Raw genomic sequence first — 24,322 nt, 5'->3', positions numbered from 1 at the left:
GCTGTTAAATATAATGATAAATATTGAATTTTACATAGTAAATAGCAAACTCCTTCCTCTCTTCAAAAGCATGATAAAAATCTTTTTTTTACCAATTGCGGGTTTATGAAGAATCACTATATTTGCACCAAGAAAAAATTTAGCAATGGCAAACCAAATTAAAGGTAAAATTTCTCAAATTATTGGTCCGGTAATCGACGTTGTCTTCACAGATGTGGAAGCTGTTCCAGCAATCTATGACGCGTTAGAAATTACAAAAGAAAACGGTGAAAAAGTAGTTTTAGAGGTAGAACAACATATTGGCGAAGATACAGTAAGATGTATCGCAATGGACGCTACTGACGGTCTTAAAAGAGGGCAGGACGTAATTGGATACGGAAATCCTATTATGATGCCTATCGGAGAGGCTGTAAACGGAAGACTATTCAACGTTGTTGGTGATGCTATCGACGGACTTCAAGATATTTCTAAGGATGGTGGTCTTCCAATTCACAGACCAGCTCCAAAATTTGATCAATTATCAACTTCAGCAGAAGTTTTATTTACAGGTATTAAAGTAATCGACCTAGTTGAGCCTTATGCAAAAGGAGGTAAAATTGGATTGTTCGGTGGTGCCGGTGTAGGTAAAACAGTATTGATCCAGGAGTTGATTAACAATATTGCAAAAGGACACGGAGGTCTTTCTGTATTCGCCGGAGTAGGTGAAAGAACGAGAGAAGGAAATGACCTTTTGAGAGAGATGTTGGAATCAGGTATTATCAAGTATGGTGATGATTTCATGCACTCTATGGAAAACGGAGGCTGGGATCTTTCTAAAGTAGACTTAGAAGCTATGAAAGATTCAAAAGCTGCATTCGTTTTCGGACAGATGAACGAGCCGCCAGGTGCAAGAGCGAGAGTAGCACTTTCTGGTCTTACATTGGCTGAGTACTACAGAGACGGTGGAGAAAGCGGACAAGGTAGAGACGTACTTTTCTTCGTAGACAACATCTTCCGTTTTACACAGGCTGGTTCTGAGGTATCTGCACTTCTTGGTCGTATGCCATCAGCGGTAGGTTACCAACCAACGCTAGCTTCTGAAATGGGTGCGATGCAGGAAAGAATTACTTCAACTAAAAATGGTTCAATTACTTCAGTACAGGCGGTATACGTACCTGCGGATGACTTAACTGACCCGGCTCCTGCAACTACGTTTGCTCACTTGGATGCAACTACGGTACTTGACAGAAAGATTGCTTCATTAGGTATCTATCCAGCGGTAGATCCACTAGCTTCTACTTCTAGAATCCTTGCTCCTGAAGTTATCGGTCACGATCACTACAACTGTGCTCAAAGAGTAAAAGAGATCCTTCAAAGATATAAAGCACTTCAGGATATCATTGCAATCCTTGGTATGGAAGAACTTTCTGAAGAAGATAAAGCTGTTGTATACCGTGCAAGAAAAGTTCAGAGATTCTTATCTCAGCCTTTCCACGTAGCAGAGCAGTTTACAGGTATCCCAGGATCATTGGTAGACATCAAAGATACAATCAAAGGATTCAACATGATTATGGATGGTGAATTAGATCACTTACCAGAAGCAGCTTTCAACCTGAAAGGAACTATCGAAGAAGCTATCGAAGCAGGACAAAAAATGTTAGCTGAAAACGCTTAATAATTAGACATAAAGATTACAGATACCAGACATGAGACTTTAAGGTTGTCTGAAATCTGAAATCTGAAATCTTCAAATCTAAATTAAAATGAATATAAAAATTTTAACACCAGAATACGTAGTTTTTGAAGGAGAAGTAGACTCAGTATTATTGCCTGGAAAAAATGGTGAATTTCACATCATGAAAAACCACGCAGGAATTGTTTCTTCTTTAATCGGAGGTGATGTAAAGCTTTTTGCTAATTCTATTGATGAGGCTTATGCTAAAAACTTCACTAAAGAAGCCGGAAAAGACTCTGTTTTTGCTTATGCTATCAAAAGCGGTGTTGTAGAATTTAATCATAATAAAGGAATTATCCTTTGTGAATAATTAAATGAAAAGCTAAATATATTTTCAAGAAAGTGTAACTTTGTGTTACACTTTTTTTATTTGTAAAAGTCTGATTGTATGAAGAGAGGCATAATCATATTATTTACAGTTCTGGGTGTTTTCCTCCATGCCCAGAATATCAAAACCAAAAGAGGAATTATTAATCTTGACGGTATTCCGGTAGCTAAGCTCTCCAACAAATCCAGCGAATATACGTTTATGGATCTTAAAGAGACCCCGATGTATACGATTAAATTCATTGATAAAAGCATCGTGGATTCTGTTCGCGACAGTTATATCATGGTCAACAGAGTATATAACAGGGACAAAACCATCGAAATTGATTACTCGTCACCTTCTGCATTTTCCGGAGAAGAAAAATCTGCCGTCTTTACCTCAGTTAAAGATCTTAAAATTATTGATAACAAAGGGATCAATGTTAAAAACCTGGATGAGCTTTTTTCAAATGTTCCCAAAAGGAAGCTGGATGCTAAGACAAAAGATGCTTATGCAATCAGAAAGAAAATAGACAAGATGAATATTGAGGTCAATAAAGTGGGAGAGATCCTTAGTAATGGCGTTCCGGTGGGATATTTTACCAATCTGCCGGTAAGTTTTGGTTCGGAAGATACCATTATGGACAAAACACCTATTGATATTGAAATTTATGATGCTAAAAGTAAACTTATCGGAAGGTATATTACCACAACAAAACAGCTGAAAACAGCGGGAGGAAAGTCTTTTACCATCTACAGAGAAATGTCCGGAAGAGCTTCAATCCTGAAATTCCCGACCTACAAAGCATTGGCTGAGCGTATGGCGATTATGGATCCCAATTTTATCAAAATACAGGAAAAAGTAAACGTAGGTACTGTTTCAAAAGAGACCCCTAATTAATGTAATACAGATTTTATCGATAGGAACGGGCTTTAGCCCGTTTTTTTATTATGGATCAAATTCATCCGGCTTTAGCCAAAACTTTAAAACCACCCCGTCAAAAATTCTTTGAATGTTTTGCCACCCCTCCGGAGGAGGGGAATATTTTGCCGGTTTATCTATGGCAGCTAGAAATTGGTTTTTGATTCCTTAGTATAAAAATAGAAGATTTTATTCTCTTAAATAAAAATTTGAATTTGTGTAATCCGTGAAATCTGTGAGAGATTATATTTTAATCAAAACAAGTCTTATTCATTCAGAAAAATAAGAATTCACGGAAAATTCACCAATTTTAAAAATTCCTGAGAAAAAAACGGAATTTTTTATAAACTTAAAATCACCCCGTTTTCCTTCAATTGCTGCATTGGTTTTGAGAACCAGAACAGCTCAAAATCATCGAAATTTTCTTCAAATTGATTTTTAAGTTGTTGAATAGTAGGTTTTTTAGAATTTTCAACAGCATTTTCTTCCAGTACATTCATCAGCCATTCTGCTTTTTCCTGTTCCAGTTCCACCTTCACAATATTGGTTTTTAAGTGGAATGTAAGAAGCGTATACGTACCAGAATATTTCTTTTTATTTTTTACGCGATTCTCAGCGATTACATTTTTGGTTAAAAAGACAACTTTGGAATTGGTCTTCAACTGAAACTGCCCATCTTCCAAAAGACAGTCGTGAATATAATCCGGATGAATGGTTGTTCTTGGAATTTTAAAATCAAACCATTCCTGAAGCGGCAGTTCGAAATTGACTCCATGCATATAATTGAACAGAGACTTTTTTAATCCGAAGCTGAACTTATTGTGATCGATTCCGGTTTTATCTTTAAAGTCAATATCATTATTAGCAAACAAAATTTCCTGTTTTACCGGAACTACACCGAAATCTTCCGGGCTCATCCCGACAGGTGAGTGAGCGGTCATCGCAAACTGATGCCAGAAACCGCTTTGAAGAATTCCCATTTCAAACATTTGTCTTACCATTTCAAGGGAATCGACAGTTTCCTGAACGGTTTGGGTGGGATAGCCATACATCAGATAAGCATGAACCATAATTCCGGCTTCTGTAAAATTTCTTGTTACATTGGCAACCTGTTCCACGGAAACTCCTTTATCAATTAATTTCAATAATCGGTCGCTTGCTACTTCAAGCCCACCGGAAACAGCCACGCATCCTGAAAGTTTCAGAAGATAGCAGAGATCACGGGTAAAGCTTTTTTCAAAACGGATATTGGTCCACCAGGTAACCACAAGATTTCTTCTGAGGATTTCCAGAGCTACTTCTCTCATTAAGGCAGGCGGTGCGGCTTCATCCACAAAATGGAATCCTGTTTCACCGGTTGTACGGATCAGTTCTTCAATCCGGTCTACCAGAATTTTTGCAGAAATAGGTTCGTAGATTTTAATATAGTCTAAAGAAATATCACAGAATGTACATTTTCCCCAGTAGCATCCGTGTGCCATCGTCAGTTTGTTCCATCGTCCGTCGCTCCATAAACTGTGCATCGGATTGGCGATTTCGATAACGGAAATATATTGATCCAGTTTTAAATCTGTATAATCGGGAGTACCTATTTCAGACTGTTTGAAGTCATGTCTTTTAGAATTATTCTTGTAGACAACTTCATTATTTTCGAGAAGAAAAGTTCTTTTAAATTCGCCTTCCCCTGCGGGAATTTCTAAATTTTGGTGAAGAAGTTCCAATGGAAGCTCACCGTCATCTAAAGTAATAAAATCAAAAAATTCAAATACTCTCTGGTCTTTTACTTCTCTTAATTCTGTATTGGGAAATCCTCCTCCCATTGCAATTTTAATGTGAGGATAATACTTTTTGATCCATTGGGCACATTTGAAACCGGAATACAGATTACCGGGAAACGGTATTGAAAAGCAAACCAGTTTTGGCTGTACGGTTTCTATTTTTTCCTGAAGAATTTTTAACGTAAATTCATCAATAAAGGTAGGCTCACCAGATAGTTTTGAATAAAGTTCATCAAAAGAATTAGCACTTTTTCCAAGGCGTTCCGCATATCTGCTGAAACCAAAATCAGCATCAATATTTTCTACAATATAATCGGAAATATCTTCCAGGTACAAAGTTGCCAGATGTTTGGCTTTATCCTGGAGCCCCATATTTCCAAAAGCAAATTCCATATCATCCAGCTGGTTGAAACGGGAAGCTTCGGGAAGAAAGTTCATGCTGCAGATCTGTCTTGCCAGTGTAGGTGTTTTTCCCTGTAGAAAAGGAATCACCTGATCTATCGTTTTTAAATACTCTTCTCTTAAGGCATAAATTCTCTGGGAATTTTCAGAGGTGTTCTGAAGACCAATTTCTTTATTGAAAACCTTGAGTATTCCGTCCTTTGAAAATAATTCCAAAATAACATCGATCCCCAAATCTACCTGATAACTGGAAATATTTTTGGTATTTAAAAATCCTTTAATATAAGCCGTTGCAGGATAAGGAGTATTAAGTTGGGTAAAAGGCGGAGTAATAAGAAGCAGGTCTTTCAACAGAAATTTTTTGCAAAGTTATTCTAAAGTTTTTTTAGAAAAAAATTTTTTCTCCTGATTATAAGCAGTCCGAAAAAGTCTTCAGAAAAAATTTTGCTTTATTACATCCTTTTTATCACAATTGTTTTATTTTCAATCTTGAAAATGTATTTTAGAATAAATCAGCGGGTTTATTAAACAAAGCATCAGTAGCATTGTTATCGATAAAGTTCAGAAAAGCATCTTCATCAAAATATCCGTCCTCATCAAGAATTGCCGGATTTAATAATTCAATTTCACTGGGTTTTTCCAGGCTGATATTTTCAATAAACTTTCCGGTTTTGCCTGTGATCTCATTGTGAAAACTGATTAAGTATCTGGAATAAATATTGCCTTCAGCAACAGTGTAATGTCCGTTTTCTGCAATAAGTGAAGTCATAATGCTTCCTCCGATGTAGGTTTCATTATCATTCCCCGAAGCACCAAACAATACTTTTGAGGTAACATTTCCAGCGCAATACAGCGAACCGTTGATGATGATATTTTCTGCCTGTATATTACCGGTAACAATAAGGACAATAAAATCTTCCACAAAAAGTTTCTCCGATAAGTGAAGATCACCATCGATAAGAATGATTTTATACCCTTCATCTTCGGAAGTAATCAGTTCCAGAGAAGTATTGCTGTCATTTTGTATAAGAACAATTTCAGGAGCATCATTTTCATTATTGATGTACAGGGAAGCGTCCTTTAACTTTTCTGCTGTTTCATCATCCAGCATTTCGAGAAATTCAGTAAGACTTTCTTCATCTATGCCGCTTTCATTGAAAAAATTGTTTTCCAGGGCTTCGTGAGCAATGCTGTATAGATTTTCTGATTTTTCTTTGAGTTGTTTGTATAATTGGTCTTTGGTCAGTTTTTGCAATTCTTTCATCGGTTTTTAAAAGTATATACATTATCTATTCGGTGGGGGAAACACCTGTTAATAGACTGATGCAATATAGTCAGATAAATTGTGTTACGCCAGAAAGAGATGTATTTTTTCAAATATTTTTCTTTTTGATGATTTCCTGAGCTGAAAAATTAGATTATTTCATACAAAAACCGAACTCATCAAGAAGTCCGGCTTTTGTATTATTTTGTATATCAGTCAATAAAAATTTTAGATATGATTTATTTTCTTTTGGTCTCCAATCACATTCAGGGTAACTCCCAAAAGAATTAAAGTAATCCCGATGAGTAAATTCAGAGTGAATTTTTCATGAAACATCAGGACACTGATCAATACAGCAACTACAGGTTCCAAAGCTCCCAAAATAGCCACAGGAGTGGATCCGATATATTTAATAGCATATACCAGACAAAGACTGGAGATCACCGTAGTCAGAAAGGCAAAAATAAGGAAGTTAATGAAGATCTCTGTTGAAGGAATAGCAAACGATGCGTGTGCTGTGACCGCTTTGGACATAAAGAACAATGAGGTGAAAAGCATTGAATAAAATGTAAGCTTGAATCCGGAAACCTTGATATTCGACTTGTTGACGATAACCATATATAAAGCATAGAACAGTGAACTGAGCATGACAATTCCCAACCCTGCAAAGTTGATTTCCAGTCCTTTTCCTTTTAAACATAAAACAATAACTCCCGCGAAAGCAAGAAGTAAAGAAGCTCCCGATAATCTGGTAAGCTTCTCCTTATAAAAGAAAAGCATGATCAATGCGACAATAATCGGATAAATAAATAAAACGGTAGAGGCAATTCCGGGGGTCAGGAAATCATACCCTAAAAAGAGAAACTCTGAAGAAAGGGCATAACAGATACCAAGGATGGCCAGGATTAAGACCTCTTTTTTATTGATTCTAAAACTCTCGCCTGAATACAGCAGATATCCTCCCACCATTAATGCTGAAAAGAAAAATCTGTATAACAGCGTAATATCCATTGAAAAGTGCGCCTGTTTTACGGGCAGAATAAAAATCGGAATCAGACCATAGGAAACGGCCGACAAAATTCCCAGTGTGTAACCTCTAAGTTTCATGTGCATTATAGTTATTAAACAAAAAAACCACTGAATCAATCAGTGGCTTTCTTTATTTTTTTAAGATTAAATCGGTTTAAAACTTAATCCTTGTTCCTGCAGTAATTTTTCTTCCTGCTCTTTGTAGTAGCCACCTACTAATTTATCGTGAATAGCTTCAAACGCTGCCAGAGTTTCATTAATCTCTGCATCGGTATGAGAAGCGGTAGGAATCAGTCTTAAAAGAATCATTCCCTTCGGAATGACCGGATATACCACCACAGAGGTGAAGATACCGTAATTTTCTCTTAAATCTTTTACCAATAGAGTAGCCTCTACCGGAGTTCCCTGCATCATTACAGGAGTTACACAAGTATTCGTGTCTCCAATGTTGAATCCTCTTTCTTTAAGTCCGTTCTGTAATTTGTAAACATTCTCCCAAAGTTTAGCTTTGATCTCAGGTCTCGATCTCAAGAGCTCCAATCTTTTTAATCCTCCGATTACCATTGGCATCGTAAGAGATTTTGCAAAGATTTGTGATCTCAGGTTGAATTTAAGATATCTGATGATTTCTTTGTCACCCGCAAGGAATGCTCCAAAACCTGCCATAGATTTAGCAAAAGTTGAGAAATACACATCAATCTGATCGTTACAGTCCTGCTCTTCACCCACACCGGCACCTGTTTTACCAAGAGTTCCGAAACCGTGGGCATCATCTACTAAAAGTCTGAACTGATATTTGGATTTAAGATCGCAGATCTCTTTGATTTTTCCCTGCTGTCCTCTCATCCCGAAAACTCCTTCTGTGATTACAAGAATACCTCCTCCTGTTTCTTCGGCTACTTTAGTGGCTCTCTGAAGGTTTTTCTCCAGACTTGCCATATCATTATGCTTGTAGGTAAATCTTTTACCGGAATGAAGTCTTACTCCATCCACGATGCAGGCATGAGAATCCATATCATAAACAATCACATCATTTCTGCTTACCAAAGCATCAATGGTAGAAACCATTCCCTGGTAACCGAAATTCAATAAGTATGCTGATTCTTTTTTTACGAAGTCTGCCAGTTCTCTTTCCAGCTGAAGGTGCTGGTCTGTCTCTCCGGACATTGCTCTTGCACCCATTGGATAGAACATTCCATATTCTGCAGCCGCTTTCGCATCCGCTTCTATTACTTCAGGGTGATTACACAGCCCTAAATAGTCATTGGCACTCCAGAAAATTACTTCTCTCCCCTGAAATTGCATTCTCGGGCCGATAGGTCCCTCTAATCTCGGGAAAATAAAATAGCCTTCACCATAATCTGCAAATTGTCCAAGTGGTCCTGGATTTTCTTTTATTCTTTCAAAAATATCCAACATTGTATCGTAATTTTTAAGTAATAAAGCCTTTTTTGTCTGAATACGCAAAAGGCTTTATTTATTTGTATCGTGATTTTATTCGTTCTTATTTGATAAACTCGGTTTTGAAAACTTCGTCATAGTTGTGAACACAGTTGTTAACAAATCCCTGTTCAGCCATCCATTTGTCACTGTATACTTTGGTGATGTATCTGGAACCGTGGTCAGGATAAATCAAAACAACTACGTCATTTTCTGTAAGTTCATGAGATTGGGCATACTGCATCAATCCCTGGGTTACAGCTCCGGTAGTATAACCTCCCATGATGGCTTCTTTCAAAGCGATTTCGCGGGTTCTGTACGCGGACATTTCATCATTTACCCTTACAAACTCATCCACCTTGTCGAAAAGCAGGGCAGAAGGGATCAGGTTTTTACCCATTCCTTCAATTTGATAAGGATGTACATCTTCTTTGTGTATTTCTCCTGTTTCGTGGTAGCTTTTAAGGATAGAACCGTCTGCATCTACACCAATTATCTTGATATCAGGATTTTTTTCCTTCAAAAATTTGGCAGAACCAGACAGTGTACCCCCCGTTCCGGTGCAGGCAAAAAGGTGAGTGATCTTACCTTGTGTCTGTTCCCAGATCTCGGGACCTGTTGTCTGATAGTGTGCATCAATATTCAACTCATTAAAATATTGATTGATGTAAATAGAATTAGGAGTTTCCTGAGCGATTCTTTTAGCTACTTCATAATATGACCTTGGATCATCTGCCGGTACATTGGCCGGGCATATATACACCGTAGCTCCCAATGCTTTCAGATAAGCAATTTTTTCAGGTTTTGTTTTATCACTTACTGCAAGAATACATTTATATCCCTTAATGATACACACCATCGCAATAGAAAATCCGGTATTACCGGAAGTAGTTTCTACAACTACAGAATCTTCCTTTAAAAGGCCTTTTTTCTCTGCGTTTTCTATAATATGAAGTGCGATTCGGTCTTTGGTGGAATGTCCAGGATTATATGATTCTAACTTGGCATAAACGGTTGCTGGAATATCTTTTGTCACAGTATTTAGCTTCACCATCGGAGTGTGTCCTATCAGGCCAAGAATATTATCGTAAACATTACTCATTATTTGTTATTTTCAATAAAAATCTGACTGCAAAAATACAAAAAAATAAATAATTACTAAACTTTTGTTTGATTTCTGGGGCATAGTTTGTAAAAAAATATTTTCGTATTTTCAGTTTTGACACGAGTATAATCGCAAATACTACGCCAAAATTTTTAAATTTTGTTAAAACCCGCATAAAATAAGATAAAAGCCTTATTTTCGCATAATTGATTTAATACTATGAAAAATTGGACTTTTAGGCAATGGAACACCGTTTCAGGATGGGTGATTTTCGTTATTGCTTTCTTCACGTACTTGTCCACCATAGAACCCAATTTCAGTTTCTGGGATTGTGGCGAGTACATTTCTTCTGCAGTAAAACTTGAAGTAACGCACGCTCCCGGAGCTGCTTTATTCCAGATAGTGGGTGCCGTGGCAGCCATTTTTGCATTAGGGAAAGGCGAAAACTATTCTATCGTGATCAACGCGATGTCTGCATTGTTCAGTGCGCTGACTATTTTATTTTTGTTTTGGACGATTACCCACTTTGTGAGAAGACTTTTGAACAAAGATTTTGAAGAAATTACGAAACATCAGGAAATCTCTATTTTATTTGCCGGAGCTGTGGGAGCACTTTGCTTTACGTTCTCAGATACATTCTGGTTCTCAGCAGTAGAGGGAGAGGTTTATTCTATGGCTTCTATGTTTATTGCGCTTTTGGTCTGGTTGATCACCAAATGGGAGAATGAGTATAAAGCGGGAGACAGTGAAAGATGGATCATTCTTATTTTCTTCGTTTTAGGACTTTCTGTGGGAGTGCATATGATGTGTATGCTGGCGATCCCTGCAGTATGTCTGGTATATTATGCAAGAAATTATAAGTTTACCTGGAAAAACTTTATCTGGGCAAACCTTATCACATTGGGAATTTTGATTATTGTTTTCAAAATTATTTTCCCTCTGATTATGACGATGTTCGGAAGACTTGAGATTTTCTTCGTGAATGGTCTTGGACTTCCTTTCCACTCAGGAACCATTGCAGCGTTTATTTTAATGGTAGCGATCTGCTACTTCTTAATTAAATATGCAAGAAAGGCAAAAAGAAACATTTATCAGACGGCTGCATTATCTGTAGTTTTCATGATGATCGGATTCTCCTGCTGGATGGTTATTCCTATCAGAGCGAATGCTAATCCTCCGATGAACCTTAATGATCCGGATACAGCAATTGGTATGCTGGATTATTATAACAGAGAGCAGTATGGTGACTGGCCAACTATTTACGGACAAAACTACACGGCTTTCCTTGATGCTAACGGAATTGAGAAAAACGAAGACGGAAGCTTTAAGACACAGAAAACCGGAGAAATCTACGAAAAAGATGAAAAAACGGGAACCTACAGAAAAACCGGAGACCGTTTCAATTATGTATTCAACAAGTCTCAGGTGAGCTTAATGCCAAGAATGTTTAATGAGGATAAGGATGTAATGGCGAACTATATTTCTATGTATGGTGCTCCTGATTTTACATTCAACTATGCGAATGAAGATGTGGCAGACAATCCGCAGGCAAAACAGATCTTTGATGAACTGAGAGCTAAATATGAAGACAAATCCATTACTGCCTCAGATTATCTGAAAGTAAAACCTTATAACCTGATCAATGTTCAGAAGCCATCATTCCTTCAGAATATGGATTATTTTATCACTTTCCAGAACGGATATTACTTTGTAAGATACCTGATGTGGAACTTCGTAGGAAGACAAAATGATCTTGAAGGAAACATGGAAAGCACAAAAGGAAACTGGATTTCCGGAATTCCTTTCATTGATAATGCTACGGTAGGAAATCAGGATAAAATGCCTGCTAAATTCAAGAACGAAAGTACGGTAAAATTCTTCTTCCTTCCATTAATTTTAGGTTTGATCGGATTCTTCTTCCAATTGAACAGAGACTTCGGAAGATTCTATGCACTGTTATCTTTATTTATTTTAACAAGTGTAGGGATTGTTTTCTATACAGGAGTAAAACCTTTTGAACCGAGAGAAAGAGATTATGCGATGGTAGGTTCATTCTATGCATTTGCCATCTGGATCGGATTGGGGGCAGGAGCCATTCTTTGGTTCTTACAATCTAAAATAAAATCAAACGGGGCTAATGTTGCTCTGGGAGTGGTTTTATTAGGAGTACCATTCATGATGGGCTTCCAGAACTATAATGTTCATGACAGAAGCAACAGATATACTGCATACGACTATGCGTATTCAGTGTTAAAATCATTGCCGAAAAACGATATCCTTTTCGTTTACGGAGATAACGATACTTACCCGGTTTGGGCTATTCAGGAGACGGAACAGTTCAGGGATGATGTGAAGGTGGTTAACTTTACCCTTGCTTCAACTCCATGGAATCTGGATCAGATCAAAAGAAGAACATACAATGCGATGGGAATCCCTAGCCAATTGACGCATGATGATTACAGAGATGGTGTAAACGACCAGATCTATATGATGAAGAAGGAAGATTGGGAAGGTGTTTTCTCTATGTTGAAAGAACAGGGAGCTCCGGAAACAGAATTCCAGTCGTTCAGAAAATATCTTACTCAGGATTCTTTAACCTTGAAACAGGCAATTGAATTTATTAAATTCAAATCTCCTGAAAAAGACGAATTGTTGAAAATGTATTTCGGGGAAGAGAAATTTGAAAAATACAATATCCTTCCGGTAAACAAATTCATCCTTCCTGTTAACAAAGAAAATGCTTTAAAAGCAGGCATCATCAACAAAGAAGATCTTCCGAATGTTGCTAATCAGATCATGATTACTTACAAAGGAAATACATTGTATAAAAACAACCTGATCCTGATGGATCTTTTAGCGAACTTCGACTGGAAGCGTCCGATCAACTTCTCATCAGGAGGTATTTATGACAGTGAGAATATTTTCTATCTGAACGATTACCTTCAGTTTGACGGATTCAGTTACAGATTGATTCCTATCCAGACGCCTCCGAGCGCTGATGGAGATATGGGACGAGTAGATGCCAATTCTCTTTATAATGTAGTGAAAAACTTCAGATGGGGGAACTTTAAGAATTTAAATGCTCACTTTGATGAAACAGCTACTTCCAATATCATCAGCTACAGAATGTCAGCAAGCAGAGCGGCAGCAGCTTTAGCATTAAGCGGACAGAAAGCAAAAGCATTGGAAATTCTGGATCTTGCAGCCAAAGAAATTCCGGCAGAGAAATATAATGATCCCCGTTCATTAAGTTCAATTGTTTCAGGATACATTATTGCAGGACAGGAGCAGAAAGGTCTTCAGATTGCTGAAGTGCTTAAAAAAGGAATCTTTGAAGAGTATGATTATTATTTAAGTCTTTCCAAAGCAGATCAAAGCTATCTGAGAAGACAGATGAGAACAAAACCAATGGAATATTCTCTTGTGGTTTCTGCAGTAACAGATGCTTATACAAAGATCGGACAGAAAGAAAAAGCATATGCTTATCTGGTAAAATCCATAGAGCCGATTGACAAGAAGTTCAATGTATTTATCAAAGATCTTCAGGAAATGGGCAGAGATAAGGCGATGAAAGAGTCTGAAAATGTACAGGAAATTACACCTTTCTATCAGTACTTATTTGATGTGATGGAGCCTTATGATTCTACCTATTCAAAAGAAAAGGAAAATCAGATTACGACTGCAATTATCAAAGCAACAAAATAAAATACTTAAAACGGAACTTCGGTTCCGTTTTTTTTTATTATTGGGAATCCTGAATTTTAAGATTATATTTGTGAAAGTAAAAATACATAATGTCCGAAACACAAAATAGCAAATTCCCAATGTATGCCGTCATTGCTACGGTTCTTTTTAAACTTCTTTTTTTATTAACGCACTATATTCAGGAAGATGCGTTTATCACCTGGAGAGTTGCCCAGAATCTATTGGATTATGGGGTAATCGGCTTCAATGGAGATACTAAAATTTCTGCATCTACAACACATCTGTATGTTTTTGTATCCTATATTTTCAATCTTGTTTTTGGAAAGGAAAATTTTATTGAGCCTCTTTTGATTTTTAATTCCATACTGTTTACCATAGGAACTTTATGGCTGTCTCATTTGGTTTTAAAAAATCCATGGCATAAAGCAATCTTTATATTTCTGATCGGTATTTTACCGCCTGCCATTAAAATTTCAATCCTTGGTATGGAATATGGAATTCTGTTTTTTCTGGAAATGGCATTGCTGTACTATGGATTTAACAAAGGAAAAAAATGGGTTGTGACACTCTTTCCCGTTTTAATCATGTTTACCAGAATTGATACCGTCATATTCCTTGGAATTGTATTTCTTGTGGACCTGTTCTGGAACAGAAAAATACGATGGAATTATATTTTTGGAGGAGCTTTTGGAGTTTTATCAACAGTTGCTTTCAACTGGTTTTACTTTGGCGAACTGGTGAACAATACCATTACCGCAAAAAAATTACTTTACAGTGAAAATTTTACGATCCAGCAGCATATCGGGTATTTCTTTAAAAGCTTTGGGAATTTCTGGGGAATGTTGAAAGTTCCGGGAGATTTCAATCCTATGACAATTGTAGTGTTGATTTTTGAATTGCTTTGCTTTATTTATCTGATCAGACAAAGGGAAAAAAGAAACTACTTTTTGTGGATGATTTTCCTTTTCGGATGGGCAAAACAAATCATATTCATTTCTCAAAAAAGTTTATTCGACTGGTATTACTGGGTGCCGCAGCTTTTACTTTTTGTTCCTGTTCTTATTTTCGTACTGGAACAGAAAGAGAAGAAAAACCTATGGCTTTCATTATTAATTGTATTCTACATTTTCCCGATGTTTGTTTTCCAGACTGTTCACTGTATTGCCACCGGAAACGGAGAGTGGAACTACCGCAGAACGATTGGTACCTTTTTAAATCAATATGAAAAAGATAAAAACCAATGGATTTTATTGGAGCCGGCAGGTTATGTTCCTTATTTCTCAGGATTAAAAACGATTGATGAGGTTGGATTGGTTGATAAACAGATTCAGGAGGAAATTAAAAAAGATAAAACGAATTACTGGATCAACACGGTAAAAAACAGAAAACCGAAATATCTTCTTTCTTATCAGAATTTATATGAAGAAAAGAATGCCAATTCAGAATACTATAAAACTCATTATAAACTTTTGAAAGAATTCCGTGTGAAAGATCATCTGAATAGTGATCATAAGATTCTGGAAAAAATTTACCATCTGAAACCTTCCGGTACAGACTATAATTTGTACATTAGAATTGATTAAAAGATTAAAATATTTAAAAATTGAAAGTATTCAGAAAAAAAGTTTTATAATAACTCTTTCACTCTAATACTCTCAAACCCTCAAACTCAAAACAAACCTAATACCTGAAAAAAATGAAATACTGTGCTTTTCTCCGTGGCGTCAACGTAAAAGGAACCAATATGAAAATGGCGGAAGTCTGCCAGGTTTTTAAAGATACGGGGATGAAAGACGTAAGTTCAATATTGGCGTCCGGAAATATTGTGTTTTCTTCAGATAAAAATGTTGAGGAGTTAAAGACCATTCTTGAAAAAGCAATGTCAGACCATTTTTCTTACGAAGCTTTTTTGTTTGTGAAAACCCAGGAAGAGATAGAAGTGTTCTGGAACAGTATTCCTTTTGAAAAGAATGAGAGTCTCCATATTTATAGTTTTGTCGGTATTCCGGGCGTGGAAAAAGTTTTGATGGAGGAGTTTCAAAAAGCCGCTCAGGCAGAAAATGAAAAAGCGGAAATTATCAATGGTATATTTTACTGGCAGATTCCTAAGGGAAATACTTTAGATTCTACTTTCGGAAAAGTGCTGGGCAAAAAAAGCCTTAAAGATCAGTTTACCAGCAGGAATGTGAATACATTTGAAAAGATTCTGAAAAAGATGAATTAAAATACACGAATTATCCTTCGGATATAGCTTATCCAGTGATATTATAACATTTATTGGAAATTCAATAGGGAACGGGCTTTAGCCCGTTTATCCATAATAGTAGCAGCCATTGGCTTCAGCCAAAACCTATTTTATAAGTTATTGTAAAGTTTCCCACAGATTTCTCAGATCTACACAGATTCTACCTTTGGAAAGTACTGGGCAAAAAAAGTCTTAAAGATCAGTTTACCAGCAGGAAGGTGAACAGGCATGAGAAAATTTTAAAAAATTCTAAATAATTATCGCAATGCTTCGACAGGCTCAGCATGACACCGCTAAAAAATAACGTTAATATAATGTGGCTCGACGTAGGTGTTTGTACATTGATGGTTTATACTTTGTATTATAGTTTTCACATTAATAAAACAGCTAGTATTAGAGTTGTCATGCTGAGTCTGTCGAAGCATCCATCACTTATCACTTATCCAGTGCCGATTAACGGTTAGTATTAGAGCTGTCATGCTGAGCTTGTCGAAGCATCTATCACTTATCACTTATCACTTATCAAGTGCCCATTAACAGCTAGTATTAGAGCTGTCATGCTGAGCTTGTCGAAGCATCTATCAATAAATAATAAGAAATCCAAAAGCCAAAAACTATTGCAGCCATAGCCTGTTAAAGCAATCAAATAATTTCCATTTGTGAAACTTTCTCAGTATTTTTACTGAACTTTTTAATTACAACAAAATGATTCAGTATTTAGATAATATTTCGCACAAAGATTCAAAAAACTTTTTCCTTATTGCCGGACCTTGTATTATTGAAGGGGAAGATATGGCATTAAGAATTGCTGAAAAAGTAATCAGTATTACCGATAAATACAATATTCCTTATATTTTCAAAGGAAGTTTCAAAAAAGCAAACAGAAGCCGTGTAGATTCTTTCACGACGATTGGTGAAGAGAAATCTCTGGAAATTCTTAAAAAAGTAGGAGAGACGTTCAATATTCCTACCACAACAGATATTCATGAGAACGAACATGCAGCATTAGCAGCACAGTATGTGGATGTTTTACAGATTCCGGCATTCCTGGTGCGCCAGACAGATTTATTGGTGGCGGCAGCACAAACAGGAAAATGTGTGACTTTGAAAAAAGGACAGTTCCTTTCTCCGGAAGCGATGAAGTTTGCCGTTCAGAAAATTACAGATTCCAATAACGAGAAAGTAGCGATTATTGAAAGAGGAAATTCTTTCGGATATACAGATCTGATCGTAGATTACAGAGGAATTCCTACGATGAGAGAATACGCTCCAGTGATTTTGGATGTTACACACTCTCTGCAGCAGCCTAACCAAAGTTCAGGCGTTACAGGAGGAAGACCAGATCTTATTGAAACCGTTGCCAAAGCAGGAATTGCAGTGGGAGCAGACGGAATTTTCATCGAAACGCATCCTACACCGGAAACGGCATTATCTGATGGTGCCAACATGTTAAGATTAGATTTATTAGAAGATTTGTTACAAAAATTGACAAGAATTAGAGAATCGATTTTGTAATTGTTAAAAAAACATTAATTTTAGAAATTCTAAAACATTTCTTTTGAAAAAACTAGTTTTACCGCTAAGCCTTATGGTCCCTGTACTGTTTTTCTCCCAACAAAGGAAAAAAGATACAGCGACCACTAAAGTAACCGATATAGAGGAAGTTGTCTTCCAGAAAAAAGCAACAGGAAGAACCAATGACCTTACCAATGTAAGGATTTCAGCGAAAGAAGCGAAATCAGTAGCTTCAATTAATGGTGGGATTGAAGGATTGCTTAAAACACTTCCTTCCGTAAACTCCAATACCGAGCTGTCTTCACAATATATGGTTCGTGGTGGAAACTATGATGAAAACCTGATTTACATTAATGATATTGAGATCTACAGACCTTTCCTGATCAGAAACTCTCAACAGGAAGGGATGAGTATTATCAACCCGGATATGGTTTCTGCAGTGAATTTCTCTGCGGGAGGATTTGAAGCTAAGTATGGCGATAAAATGTCTTCTGCTTTGAATATCTATTACCGTGAGCCTGAAAAATTTGAAGTTTCAGGAGAGGCAAGCTTAATCGGAGGCAGGCTTACAACAGGTCTGGCTTCAAAAAATAAAAAATTTACTGCTTTATTTTCTGGCAGATACAGAAATACCAACCTTGTTCTTAATACCTTAAAAGAAGATACAGACTTTAATCCAACCTATTGGGATTTCCAGTCTTATCTCAATTATCATGTCAGTGACAAATTCTCCATGTCATTCATCGGATATTATTCCAAGAATGATTATGAGATGATCCCCAGAGCAAAAAGTGTTACTTTCGGAAGTCTTCAGCAGCCTATTACCGTAAATATCGGCTATGGAGGTCAGGAAAATGACCAATATAAAAATATGATGGGAACATTCTCCATGAACTATAAGCCGGCGGACAAGTGGAAGCTTACCCTGGATGCCTTTGCTTATCAGAACAGAGAAAGAGAATATTACACGATACAGTCAGCATACGAGCTGCAAACTTTTGATCCTGTGACGCAGCAGCCTGTAACGTCTTTTGATGTGGGAGGACAAATAGAACATGCCAGAAACGACTTGTTTGTAAGAACCTACGGAACACAATTCAGAGCTAAATTTTCACCCAATGTCAATACAGATTTTGAAGTAGGTTTCAAATATGAAAAAGAAAACCTGAAAGATCTTACCAATGAATGGAAATTGGTAGACTCTGCAGGATACAGCCTTCCAAGACCGGAAGTTATTGATCCGAGAACAGGAACCACAGGAGATCTTAAGCTTGCTTATTATATTGCTGGGCAAAATAATATTGAGCCTACAAGACTTTCAGCATATGCACAGTATTCACAGAAGTTCTACTGGGGAGCCAGTAAAGTGTTTGTGAATGCAGGAGTACGTGTTGCCAACTGGAGTTTCAATAAAGAAACGATATTCTCACCAAGAGCCCAGTTTGCGATCAAACCGGATTGGGACAGCGATATGTTGTTCAAAATTTCAGGGGGAATCTACTATCAGGCTCCTTTCTATAAAGAAATTAAAGATTTGGATGGTAATTTTAACTCTAATATAAAATCGCAGCGTTCTATCCAGGTTATTCTGGCCAATGATTATGAGTTCCAGATGTATGACAGACCATTCAAACTGACAACAGAACTTTATTACAAAAAAATGGATAACCTGATCCCATATTATATGGATAATGTAAGAATTCGTTATTCCGGGCAGAATAATTCAAAAGGATATGCGTATGGTATTGATACCAGGTTATTCGGAGAATTTGTTCCGGGTGTAGATTCCTGGTTGTCTGCAAGTTATGCCAGAGTGTATGAAAATATTGATGGAAGAGGAGATATTCCCAGACCTACAGATCAGAGGTTGAGGTTTGCGATGTTCTATCAGGACTATATGCCAAGCTTTCCGAGTATGCGTGTGAACCTTACCCTGGTGTACGCTATGGGATTACCGACAGGAGCTCCTGTAATGTTTAACAGTAACGGACAGCCGGATTTTGGCTCAGCTTATAATTATCAGCAGACCCTTCCTTCCTATAAAAGGGTAGACTTAGGGTTGACAAAGGTATTCATTGATCCAAAAGAAAAAAATAAGAGATCCGGTTTCTGGGGTAATTTTGAAGAGCTGACATTAGGCGTTCAGGTGTTCAATGCATTTAATATTAACAATACTGTTGCGAACCAATGGATCACAGATTATAACAGCAATTATATGTATCCTGTTCCGGTACGTCTTACAGGACGTTTCTTTAATGTAAAACTGGAATTCAAACTGTAAAATAATAGCTTTCAAATTTTTTTGGAAGCTTTTTTATTTACCCGAATTTTATAACAACATTACCAAATTTTATAACAACGGTATCACAGATATTTTTAACTTTGTCCTACCAATGAAAAAGATTCTTGCCATATTGTTTTCTATTTTCTACTTCGGATTCTCTTCCGGAGCGGCATTTAGCATTCATTATTGCATGAAAGAATTTGTTTCCGTAAGCCAGAAAGTAGATGACATCTGTGGAAAATGCGGCGTTAAAGATAAAAAGGGATGCTGCAAAACGGAGATCAAAATTGTAAAAGTAGACGATTCACAGAAATCAGATTATCTGAATGTGGATTTCTTAAGTGCAGTTTCAGAAATTCCGGTGAAACATCAGTTTCCAGTTGTTGACAAGTCTTTTTCAGCTACGAAATTTACACAGATCCAGATTAATGCGCCGCCTGAATACAGGCTGGTCCCTATCTACATTAATCATTGTAATTTTAGAATTTAGAATCCGTCAGTCGTTTCCGGTATAATGAATCATATACCGTTACAGACGACATGTTCTAACGCACTACCGATGCGTTATCCCTTATTCTTTATTAAAAAATTAATTCTAAAATTTAAAACAATGAAAAAATATATCATCACAGCAGCCTTATCTTTATTCTCAATCGTATCATTATCAGCACAATCTAAAAAGGATGCTCAGGTTACTAAGCTGTATCAGAACTATATCGCTATTAAATCAGCTTTAGCTTCAGATGATGCTGACACAACTTCAAAAGCAGCAACAGAATTCATTAAAACAGCTTCAGCCATCGACTATAAAGTTGTTTCTGAAGGAAACCTTAATATTCTCAGAAAAGATGCCTCTGCCATTTCTGAAGCAAGAACAGTTGCCGCACAAAGAGAAACGTTTTTCAATCTTTCCGACAATATGATTGCTTTGACCAAAGAGTTCAAACTTTCTGAAAAACCAATCTACGTTCAATATTGCCCAATGGCAGACGGAAGCTGGCTAAGCGATGAAAAACAGATCGCTAACCCATACTATGGGAAGTCTATGCTTTCTTGCGGAAGTGTAAAGTAAGAAATTAATTAATTGCTGTATTATTATTAAAAACAATGAGTTGCATGGCTTAAATTAGAATTAACTTTAATTCATGCAGCTTGTAAAAAGTTCGAAATATTATGAAAAAACTTATAATGTTTCTGATGCTTTTATTCTCTGTTTTTACTTTCGCACAAACTACAAAAACGTATTATACCTGTCCGATGCACCCTGAGGTGGTGTCATCAAAGCCTGGAGACTGCCCGAAATGCGGAATGACTCTCGTGAAAAAAACAGTGGTTATAAAACCCAAAGTAGCAGCAAAACCGGAAGTAAAACCTACCCCTAAAACAGAGACTAAAGCAAAACCTGCAGAAACAAAAATAAATAAGAGAAAGGTTGAGAAAAAAGCGGAGGCTAAAAAGATTAATGATGCTAAATCTGAAACAAAGACTGTATTGCCGGCTAAAACTCAGGATTTAAATCAATCGGAATCTAAAGCTCAGAAACAGGCTACGTATACCTGCCCGATGCATCCTGAAATAGTTTCAGACAAACCGGGAAAATGTCCGAAATGCGGCATGGAACTGGTAGAAAAAGAAGATCATTCCCATGCACAGACTGAAAATCCTAAAGAAGAAAAATCTGTTTTAAAACGTAATTCAGAAAATGGAAAGATTACTTTTGGAGGAAAAACAGTTCGTTACGATCTCTATGTAAAAGATACGATTGTCAATTTTACAGGAAAAAACAGAAGAGCCATTGCAATCAATGGTAAACTTCAGGCTCCAACCTTGTATTTTACTGAAGGAGATACTGCAGAGATCTACCTGCACAATATGCTTAAGGAAAATACAGGGCTGCACTGGCACGGCGTGATTCTTCCCAATGAACATGACGGTGTTCCATACCTTACCACAAAACCTGTAAAACCCGGGGAAACTCATTTATACAAATTCAGAATTTCTCAGAACGGAACCTATTGGTATCATTCGCACGAAGCCCTTCAGGAACAGATTGGGATGAACGGCATTCTGGTTTTCAAAAAAAGAGAGGGTGAGCCGAAAACAACATACAATGCTGAAATTCCGGTATTACTTGGAGATTGGAGTGATGATGATCCGATGCAGATTGCAAGAAGGCTTCATATGGCCAATACAGACTGGTATGCGGTAAAGAAAAATGCCGTACAGAGTTACTGGGAAGCCATCAAATCCGGAAATTTAGGGACAAAAGCCCTGAATGAATGGAAAAGAATGGAAGCCATGGATGTAAGTGATGTTTATTACGATAAATTCTTAATCAATGGCGCACCAAGTTCAGATTATTCTAATGTAAAAGCTGGTGATAAAGTAAGACTGAGAGTTGCCAATGGAGGTTCATCTACCTATTTCTGGCTGAACTATGGTGGAGGAAAGATAAAAGTAGTGGGAAATGACGGAAATGATGTGATGCCTGTAGAAGTTGACCGCCTGATTGTAGGAGTTTCTGAAACTTATGATATTGAAGTGACCATTCCTGAAAACAAAAGCTTTGAATTCAGAGCGACTTCTGAAGACAGAATAGGGCACGCATCTCTCTGGCTAGGTTCAGGAGAAAAGGTTGAAGCGCCCAACCTTCCAAGGCTGATGCTTTTTGAAGGCATGAAAATGATGAACGGTATGATGGAGATGAGCGGAAATATGAAACCGATGAATATGACGATGGGAAATCAGATGATGGATATGAACGAAGTGATGTACCCTGAATTATCCGAAAGCCAGAGAAAGACTACAGCGAAGCACATCAATGAAATGATGGGTGTGAAGACGAAGGAAGATCAGAAAGAGGATCATTCTCAACATGCCGGAATGGATATGAAGGAAGAGAAAACAATCAAAAGACTGTCTTACAATATTTTGAAATCTCCTGAGAAAACCATTCTTCCCACAGACAGTATTCGTGAAATGAAATTTACACTGGAAGGGAATATGAACCATTATCTGTGGACACTGGATAACAAAACGGTTACAGAAACAGATAAAATTCTGATCAAAAAAGGAGAGGTTCTGAGAATCAAGATGTATAATAATTCTATGATGCGTCACCCGATGCACCTTCACGGTCATGATTTCAGATTGATCAATTCAAAAGGAGAATATTCTCCATTGAAAAATGTTGTGGATATCATGCCAATGGAAACCGTAACGATAGAATTTGCTGCGAATCAGGATGGAGACTGGTTTTTCCACTGTCATATTCTATATCATATGATGGCAGGAATGGGAAGAATCTTCAGTTATGAAAACTCAAAGCCCAATCCGCAGCTTCCCAACAGGAAATTAGCCTGGAAAAATTTCATACAGGATAATAAAATGACAAGCTCTATGGCGATGCTGGATGTAGCAAGCAATAGAATCCATGCAGAAACGATGACGATGTTCGGGCCTAGATGGGCTAACCTGAATGAGTTTCATTCCAACTGGAACTTTGATCATTTCGAAGGAAGTGCGAAAGTGGGACGTTTTTTAGGTAAATTCCAGTGGGCGCTTCCTTATGCCGGAATCAGAGTTCAAAAGAATCATGAGATCATGGAAAGACAGATGGCAGAAGATATGGGAACGGATTTTCATGGTAAAAAGACCTGGTTCGGACAGCAGAAAGCCTCCAAAAATAAGTTTACATTCATGGTGGGTATGCAGTATGTGCTGCCAATGCTGATTACTGCTGATGCTAGTGTAGATCAGAACGGAAAAGTACTACTGGAATTGAGCCGCGAAGATATCCCACTTTCAAGAAGGCTGAGAGGAAATTTTTCTGTCAACTCAGACGGCGAGTTTTCAACCGGATTGAGATATATCGTTCAAAAATGGCTGTCTCTTTCAGGAAATTATGATAACGAACTGGGCTGGGGCGCAGGTGTCACTTTAACATATTAATTTTTTTAACCCTATTATTTAAGAAACAATGAAAAATATAATAACCGTATTGTTTGTGGGAGCTACATTATATTCTTGTAATAAACCCGATCATAAAATACCTGAAAGCAAAGCCGCTGAACCGGAGATTAAAACAATAGAAAGAACTGATGCTGGCGAAACTTCAAGTCAGGAGCTAAAAGAAAATCTGGAAAATAAAAAAGAAGCAGAGGAGCTTTCACCTTTTCCGATTCAGCAAGTTATCAAAGGTTACCTTCCCCTTAAAAATGCCCTGGCTCAGGATGATTCTAAAAAAGCTTCCGATGCGGCTAAAAACCTGTTTTCCATCTTAAAGAAAATAGACATCAGTACAACCGATGCAAAAAACAATTCTGAGTTGCGTGATATTATAGAAAGTGCAGCAGAGAACGCAGAACATATAGGCGAAAAACCTGATGATATAGCTCATCAGAGAGAACATCTGCTTTCCCTGAGTAATGATATCACCGATTTAATAAAAGAACAGGGAACAGGCGGTTTAAAATTATACCAGGATTTCTGTCCAATGTACAATAACGGAAAAGGTGGAACCTGGATCAGCGAATCAGAGGAGATTGTCAATCCATATGAGGGACAGAAAATGATTAACTGTGGCTCTGTAAAAAAAGTATTTTAAAATGTAA

17 protein-coding genes are annotated in these 24,322 nt (G+C 37.2%); 12 read left to right on the top strand and 5 right to left on the bottom strand.

What is annotated here, in order from left to right:
• The first annotated feature begins 145 nt into the window (after positions 1–145).
• The 3 genes from atpD to AC5YGI_RS20170 all read left to right on the top strand — a co-directional run bounded on the left by atpD (position 146) and on the right by AC5YGI_RS20170 (position 2,921).
• Positions 146–1,654: a F0F1 ATP synthase subunit beta gene (gene atpD / locus AC5YGI_RS20180; protein ID WP_062674887.1), complete on the top strand. Its 1,509-nt coding sequence runs from the start codon at positions 146–148 to the stop codon at positions 1,652–1,654.
• An 88-nt stretch (positions 1,655–1,742) separates the two neighbouring features.
• Complete coding sequence (locus tag AC5YGI_RS20175; RefSeq protein WP_062674884.1) at positions 1,743–2,024, top strand: FoF1 ATP synthase subunit delta/epsilon; 282 nt, start codon at positions 1,743–1,745, stop codon at positions 2,022–2,024.
• A 78-nt stretch (positions 2,025–2,102) separates the two neighbouring features.
• The gene (locus AC5YGI_RS20170; RefSeq protein ID WP_330746522.1) at positions 2,103–2,921 is read left to right on the top strand and encodes a hypothetical protein; all 819 of its coding nucleotides are present in this window, start codon (positions 2,103–2,105) and stop codon (positions 2,919–2,921) included.
• 362 nt (positions 2,922–3,283) lie between these two features.
• On the opposite strand, the gene AC5YGI_RS20165 is transcribed toward AC5YGI_RS20170, so the two are convergent.
• The 5 genes from AC5YGI_RS20165 to AC5YGI_RS20145 form a co-directional block, all read right to left on the bottom strand.
• The gene (locus AC5YGI_RS20165) at positions 3,284–5,473 is read right to left on the bottom strand and encodes a B12-binding domain-containing radical SAM protein (protein ID WP_330746521.1); all 2,190 of its coding nucleotides are present in this window, start codon (positions 5,471–5,473) and stop codon (positions 3,284–3,286) included.
• Positions 5,474–5,624: 151 nt separating this feature from the next.
• Complete coding sequence (locus tag AC5YGI_RS20160; protein WP_496169469.1) at positions 5,625–6,386, bottom strand: hypothetical protein; 762 nt, start codon at positions 6,384–6,386, stop codon at positions 5,625–5,627.
• 228 nt (positions 6,387–6,614) lie between these two features.
• Positions 6,615–7,493 carry a DMT family transporter gene (locus tag AC5YGI_RS20155; protein ID WP_496169465.1) on the bottom strand — a complete coding sequence of 293 codons (879 nt, stop codon included), beginning with the start codon at positions 7,491–7,493 and terminating at the stop codon, positions 6,615–6,617.
• Between the two features lie 66 nt (positions 7,494–7,559).
• Entirely contained in the window at positions 7,560–8,831 is a 1,272-nt protein-coding gene (locus AC5YGI_RS20150; protein ID WP_171006283.1) for an aminotransferase class I/II-fold pyridoxal phosphate-dependent enzyme, read from the bottom strand.
• 88 nt (positions 8,832–8,919) lie between these two features.
• Positions 8,920–9,957 carry a PLP-dependent cysteine synthase family protein gene (locus AC5YGI_RS20145; RefSeq protein ID WP_330746519.1) on the bottom strand — a complete coding sequence of 346 codons (1,038 nt, stop codon included), beginning with the start codon at positions 9,955–9,957 and terminating at the stop codon, positions 8,920–8,922.
• A gap of 222 nt (positions 9,958–10,179) precedes the next feature.
• Here AC5YGI_RS20145 and AC5YGI_RS20140 point away from each other — a divergent pair, with 222 nt between their 5' ends.
• The 9 genes from AC5YGI_RS20140 to AC5YGI_RS20100 all read left to right on the top strand — a co-directional run bounded on the left by AC5YGI_RS20140 (position 10,180) and on the right by AC5YGI_RS20100 (position 24,315).
• The gene (locus tag AC5YGI_RS20140) at positions 10,180–13,665 is read left to right on the top strand and encodes a glycosyltransferase family 117 protein (RefSeq protein WP_496169459.1); all 3,486 of its coding nucleotides are present in this window, start codon (positions 10,180–10,182) and stop codon (positions 13,663–13,665) included.
• Between the two features lie 89 nt (positions 13,666–13,754).
• The gene (locus AC5YGI_RS20135) at positions 13,755–15,248 is read left to right on the top strand and encodes a DUF8728 domain-containing protein (protein ID WP_496169456.1); all 1,494 of its coding nucleotides are present in this window, start codon (positions 13,755–13,757) and stop codon (positions 15,246–15,248) included.
• A 113-nt stretch (positions 15,249–15,361) separates the two neighbouring features.
• A complete protein-coding gene (locus AC5YGI_RS20130) occupies positions 15,362–15,889 on the top strand; it encodes a DUF1697 domain-containing protein (protein WP_330746516.1) in 528 nt (175 codons plus the stop codon).
• A gap of 726 nt (positions 15,890–16,615) precedes the next feature.
• Positions 16,616–17,425 (top strand): 3-deoxy-8-phosphooctulonate synthase, encoded by an 810-nt coding sequence (kdsA, locus tag AC5YGI_RS20125; RefSeq protein WP_047374570.1) that lies wholly within the window; start codon positions 16,616–16,618, stop codon positions 17,423–17,425.
• Between the two features lie 43 nt (positions 17,426–17,468).
• Complete coding sequence (locus AC5YGI_RS20120; RefSeq protein WP_330746514.1) at positions 17,469–19,706, top strand: TonB-dependent receptor plug domain-containing protein; 2,238 nt, start codon at positions 17,469–17,471, stop codon at positions 19,704–19,706.
• A 112-nt stretch (positions 19,707–19,818) separates the two neighbouring features.
• Positions 19,819–20,199: an HYC_CC_PP family protein gene (locus tag AC5YGI_RS20115; protein WP_330746513.1), complete on the top strand. Its 381-nt coding sequence runs from the start codon at positions 19,819–19,821 to the stop codon at positions 20,197–20,199.
• Positions 20,200–20,319: 120 nt separating this feature from the next.
• Entirely contained in the window at positions 20,320–20,781 is a 462-nt protein-coding gene (locus AC5YGI_RS20110) for a DUF3347 domain-containing protein (protein ID WP_496169446.1), read from the top strand.
• A gap of 116 nt (positions 20,782–20,897) precedes the next feature.
• Positions 20,898–23,660, top strand: a complete 2,763-nt coding sequence (locus AC5YGI_RS20105; protein ID WP_496169519.1) for a multicopper oxidase domain-containing protein — start codon at positions 20,898–20,900, stop codon at positions 23,658–23,660.
• A gap of 28 nt (positions 23,661–23,688) precedes the next feature.
• Positions 23,689–24,315 (top strand): DUF3347 domain-containing protein, encoded by a 627-nt coding sequence (locus tag AC5YGI_RS20100; protein WP_330746510.1) that lies wholly within the window; start codon positions 23,689–23,691, stop codon positions 24,313–24,315.
• Positions 24,316–24,322: the final 7 nt, after the last annotated feature.

The sequence above is a fragment of the Chryseobacterium sp. CS3K3.1 genome, from assembly GCF_059515165.1.
The sequence above is the reverse complement of the archived record's forward strand: the minus strand, read 5'-3'. Positions and strand labels throughout refer to the sequence as shown.